The sequence below is a fragment of the Pilimelia columellifera subsp. columellifera genome, from assembly GCF_039532605.1.
GTDB lineage: Bacteria > Actinomycetota > Actinomycetes > Mycobacteriales > Micromonosporaceae > Pilimelia > Pilimelia columellifera.
The window spans coordinates 1-5,408 of record NZ_BAAARY010000049.1 but is presented as its reverse complement, the minus strand read 5'-3'; the positions used below and the strand labels follow the sequence as shown (position 1 = coordinate 5,408).

Below are 5,408 nucleotides of genomic sequence, written 5' to 3'. Positions count from 1 at the left end.
GTTTCTGATGTGGATTCCTTTGGCAATCTTTGATTGCCGGGATGATTTTCCAAAGAGGTTTTTGTTGGAGAGTTTGATCCTGGCTCAGGACGAACGCTGGCGGCGTGCTTAACACATGCAAGTCGAGCGGAAAGGCCCCTTCGGGGGTACTCGAGCGGCGAACGGGTGAGTAACACGTGAGCAATCTGCCCTTGACTTTGGGATAACCCTCGGAAACGGGGGCTAATACCGAATATTGACCACCGGGCGCATGTTTGGTGGTGGAAAGCTTTTGCGGTCAGGGATGAGCTCGCGGCCTATCAGCTTGTTGGTGGGGTAATGGCCTACCAAGGCGACGACGGGTAGCCGGCCTGAGAGGGCGACCGGCCACACTGGGACTGAGACACGGCCCAGACTCCTACGGGAGGCAGCAGTGGGGAATATTGCACAATGGGCGAAAGCCTGATGCAGCGACGCCGCGTGAGGGATGACGGCCTTCGGGTTGTAAACCTCTTTCAGCAGGGACGAAGCGCAAGTGACGGTACCTGCAGAAGAAGCGCCGGCCAACTACGTGCCAGCAGCCGCGGTAAGACGTAGGGCGCAAGCGTTGTCCGGATTTATTGGGCGTAAAGAGCTCGTAGGCGGTTTGTCGCGTCGACTGTGAAAACCCACAGCTCAACTGTGGGCCTGCAGTCGATACGGGCAGACTAGAATTCGGTAGGGGAGACTGGAATTCCTGGTGTAGCGGTGAAATGCGCAGATATCAGGAGGAACACCGGTGGCGAAGGCGGGTCTCTGGGCCGATATTGACGCTGAGGAGCGAAAGCGTGGGGAGCGAACAGGATTAGATACCCTGGTAGTCCACGCTGTAAACGTTGGGCGCTAGGTGTGGGGGGCCTCTCCGGCTCTCTGTGCCGCAGCTAACGCATTAAGCGCCCCGCCTGGGGAGTACGGCCGCAAGGCTAAAACTCAAAGGAATTGACGGGGGCCCGCACAAGCGGCGGAGCATGCGGATTAATTCGATGCAACGCGAAGAACCTTACCTGGGTTTGACATGTTCGGTAATCCCACAGAGATGTGGGGTCCTTCGGGGCCGTTCACAGGTGGTGCATGGCTGTCGTCAGCTCGTGTCGTGAGATGTTGGGTTAAGTCCCGCAACGAGCGCAACCCTCGTTCGATGTTGCCAGCGGGTTATGCCGGGGACTCATCGAAGACTGCCGGGGTCAACTCGGAGGAAGGTGGGGATGACGTCAAGTCATCATGCCCCTTATGTCCAGGGCTTCACGCATGCTACAATGGCCGGTACAAAGGGCTGCGATACCGTGAGGTGGAGCGAATCCCAAAAAGCCGGTCTCAGTTCGGATCGGGGTCTGCAACTCGACCCCGTGAAGTCGGAGTCGCTAGTAATCGCAGATCAGCAACGCTGCGGTGAATACGTTCCCGGGCCTTGTACACACCGCCCGTCACGTCACGAAAGTCGGCAACACCCGAAGCCGGTGGCCTAACCCCTTGTGGGAGGGAGCCGTCGAAGGTGGGGCTGGCGATTGGGACGAAGTCGTAACAAGGTAGCCGTACCGGAAGGTGCGGCTGGATCACCTCCTTTCTAAGGAGCGTCCTCCTGGCGAAAGCTGGGTAGGAGCCCGCGTCGTCCGAGTGTGGCGGCGGGGTGCTCATGTGGCGGAGACACTGGTTAGCTGTGGTCGGCAACGGCCTTCGGTCTTAGTAGGCATCAGATGCCCCCTTTTGTTGGGGGGTGTGTGGTGGTGGAACGGGTCGTTGGTGCGGCTGGTTGGAGTGTTGGGCACCCTGTTGAGGTTCTGAGAGAACAAACGTCTGCCCCCTTTTGGTTGGGCTCTTGGTCGTGTGGTTGCCCCTTTGTGGGGTTGGCTGTGTGGTTGGGGTTCGCGGGGGGTGTGGGTGTTGGTTTTCTTGGTTGCCAGGTTGGCCTGTGGCGTCAGACGACTGCTTGTCGCGTGTTCATGACTGTTTTGTGGGTTGTGGGGTGTGGCGGGTTTGGGTGGTGGCGTTGTTGTTGGGTCGGGTTTGGTTGTTTGTTGAGAATTACACAGTGGACGCGAGCATCTTTGTGGTCAAGTTGTTAAGGGCAAACGGTGGATGCCTTGGCACTAGGAGCCGATGAAGGACGTGGGAGGCCACGATAGGCCTGGGGGAGCTGTCAACCAAGCTGTGATCCCAGGGTGTCCGAATGGGGAAACCCGGCGCCAGTCATGTGGCGTCACCCTCACCTGAACACATAGGGTGAGTGGAGGGAACGCGGGGAAGTGAAACATCTCAGTACCCGCAGGAAGAGAAAACAACATGTGATTCCGTGAGTAGTGGCGAGCGAAAGCGGATGAGCCTAAACCGGCTGCGTGTGATACCTGTCAGGGGTTGCGTGGTCGGGGTTGTGGGACCCGACGAGTTGTGCTGACACACAGCTAAGGAGTTACAAAGCACGCTGCTAGTCGAACGCCATGGAATGGGCGACCGTAGACGGTGAGAGTCCGGTAGGCGAAAGTGGTGTGGTCTTCTGTTGGTGTTCCCGAGTAGCGGCGGACCCCTGAAATCTGCCGTGAATCTGCCAGGACCACCTGGTAAGGCTAAATACTTCCTAGTGACCGATAGCGGATAGTACCGTGAGGGAATGGTGAAAAGTACCCCGGGAGGGGAGTGAAATAGTACCTGAAACCGTTTGCCTACAATCCGTCGGAGCCTTTAGGGGTGACGGCGTGCCTTTTGAAGAATGAGCCTGCGAGTTAGTGGCATGTGGCGAGGTTAACCCGTGTGGGGTAGCCGTAGCGAAAGCGAGTCTGAATAGGGCGTTTGAGTCGCATGTTCTAGACCCGAAGCGGAGTGATCTAGCCATGGGCAGGCTGAAGCGCGGGTAAGACCGCGTGGAGGGCCGAACCCACCAACGTTGAAAAGTTGGGGGATGACCTGTGGTTAGGGGTGAAAGGCCAATCAAACTCCGTGATAGCTGGTTCTCCCCGAAATGCATTTAGGTGCAGCGTCGCGTGTTTCTTGCCGGAGGTAGAGCACTGGATGGTCTAGGGGGCCCACAAGCTTACCGAAATCAGCCAAACTCCGAATGCCGGTAAGTGAGAGCGCGGCAGTGAGACTGCGGGGGATAAGCTTCGTAGTCGAGAGGGAAACAGCCCAGATCACCAGCTAAGGCCCCTAAGCGTGTGCTAAGTGGAAAAGGATGTGGGATTGCGCAGACAACCAGGAGGTTGGCTTAGAAGCAGCCACCCTTTAAAGAGTGCGTAATAGCTCACTGGTCAAGTGGTTCCGCGCCGACAATGTAGCGGGGCTCAAGCACACCGCCGAAGCTGTGGCATTCACATTTTTACTCGGCCTGCCCTTTTGGGGTGGGTCCAGGTGTGTGGATGGGTAGGGGAGCGTCGTGCCGGGGGTGAAGCAGCGGGGTGACCCAGCTGTGGACGCGGCACGAGTGAGAATGCAGGCATGAGTAGCGAAAGAAGGGTGAGAAACCCTTCCGCCGGATGACCAAGGGTTCCAGGGGCAGGCTAATCCGCCCTGGGTGAGTCGGGACCTAAGGCGAGGCCGAGAGGCGTAGTCGATGGACAACGGGTTGATATTCCCGTACCCGCGAAGGAGCGCCCATGACGAACCTTGCTGTGCTAACCACCTGAACGATCTGAGGCTTTCGGGCTGAGGTGAGGGAAGCTGGGAACCTGGTGGGTAGTAGTCAAGCGATGGGGTGACGCAGGAAGGTAGCTGATCCCGGCCGGTGGTTGTGCCGGGGTAAGCGTGTAGGCCGTGCCATAGGTAAATCCGTGGCGCATGAAGGCTGAGACGTGATGCCGAGCCGTTTTGGCGAAGTCAGTGATCCTATGCTGCCGAGAAAAGCCTCTAGCGAGCTTCTAGCGGCCCGTACCCCAAACCGACACAGGTGGTCAGGTAGAGAATACCAAGGCGATCGGGCGAACTGTGGTTAAGGAACTCGGCAAATTACCCCCGTAACTTCGGGATAAGGGGGGCCGGACACGTGATACAACACGCTTGTGGAGCGTGGTATGGCCGCAGAGACCAGGGGGAAGCGACTGTTTACTAAAAACACAGGTCCATGCCAAGTCGTAAGACGATGTATATGGACTGACGCCTGCCCGGTGCTGGAACGTTAAGGGGACCGGTTAGTCTTTCGGGGCGAAGCTGAGAACTTAAGCGCCAGTAAACGGCGGTGGTAACTATAACCATCCTAAGGTAGCGAAATTCCTTGTCGGGTAAGTTCCGACCTGCACGAATGGCGTAACGACTTCCCTACTGTCTCAACCACAGGCCCGGCGAAATTGCACTACGAGTAAAGATGCTCGTTACGCGCGGCAGGACGGAAAGACCCCGGGACCTTTACTATAGCTTGACATTGGTATCCGAATTAGCTTGTGTAGGATAGGTGGGAGACTGTGAAGCTCATACGCCAGTATGGGTGGAGTCAACGTTGAAATACCACTCTGGTTGATTTGGGTATCTAACTTCGGACCGTGATCCGGTTCAGGGACAGTGTCTGGTGGGTAGTTTAACTGGGGCGGTTGCCTCCCAAAAGGTAACGGAGGCGCCCAAAGGTTCCCTCAGCCTGGTTGGCAATCAGGTGTTGAGTGCAAGTACACAAGGGAGCTTGACTGTGAGACTGACAAGTCGAGCAGGGACGAAAGTCGGGACTAGTGATCCGGCACTTGCGAGTGGAAGCGGTGTCGCTCAACGGATAAAAGGTACCCCGGGGATAACAGGCTGATCTTCCCCAAGAGTCCATATCGACGGGATGGTTTGGCACCTCGATGTCGGCTCGTCGCATCCTGGGGCTGTAGCAGGTCCCAAGGGTTGGGCTGTTCGCCCATTAAAGCGGTACGCGAGCTGGGTTTAGAACGTCGTGAGACAGTTCGGTCCCTATCCGCCGTGCGCGTAGGATACTTGAGAAGGGCTGTCCCTAGTACGAGAGGACCGGGACGGACGAACCTCTGGTGTGCCAGTTGTCCCGCCAGGGGCACGGCTGGTTAGCTACGTTCGGAAGGGATAACCGCTGAAAGCATCTAAGCGGGAAGCCTGCTTCAAGATGAGGTATCCCACCCACCATTGGTGGGGTAAGGCCCCCAGCCAGACCACTGGGTTGATAGGCAGGAAATGTAAGCACGGTAACGTGTTCAGTTGACCTGTACTAATAGGCCGAGGACTTGACTAACAAACATGCTACGCGTCCACTGTGTGATATCTGAACAAACAAACACACCCCCAACACCCCACCAACAGGTGGGCAAGGTCGGGCTGGTCGAGTGTTTGACACGTTCATAGAGTTACGGCGGCAATAGCGGAGGGGAAACGCCCGGTAACATTCCGAACCCGGAAGCTAAGCCCTCCAGCGCCGATGGTACTGCACCCGAGAGAGTGTGGGAGAGTAGGACGCCGCCGGACAA

3 rRNA genes are annotated in these 5,408 nt (G+C 57.4%); all 3 read left to right on the top strand.

Going from position 1 to position 5,408, the window contains the following annotated elements:
• Positions 1-61 precede the first annotated feature (61 nt).
• The 3 genes from ABD287_RS18085 (at position 62) to rrf (ending at position 5,406) form a co-directional block, all read left to right on the top strand.
• Positions 62-1,582 (top strand): 16S ribosomal RNA (locus ABD287_RS18085).
• Positions 1,583-2,067: 485 nt separating this feature from the next.
• Positions 2,068-5,176: ribosomal RNA gene (locus ABD287_RS18080) — 23S ribosomal RNA — on the top strand.
• A 113-nt stretch (positions 5,177-5,289) separates the two neighbouring features.
• Positions 5,290-5,406 (top strand): 5S ribosomal RNA (rrf, locus tag ABD287_RS18075).
• The 16S, 23S and 5S rRNA genes sit together here, the layout of an rRNA operon.
• The last annotated feature ends 2 nt before the right edge of the window (positions 5,407-5,408 follow it).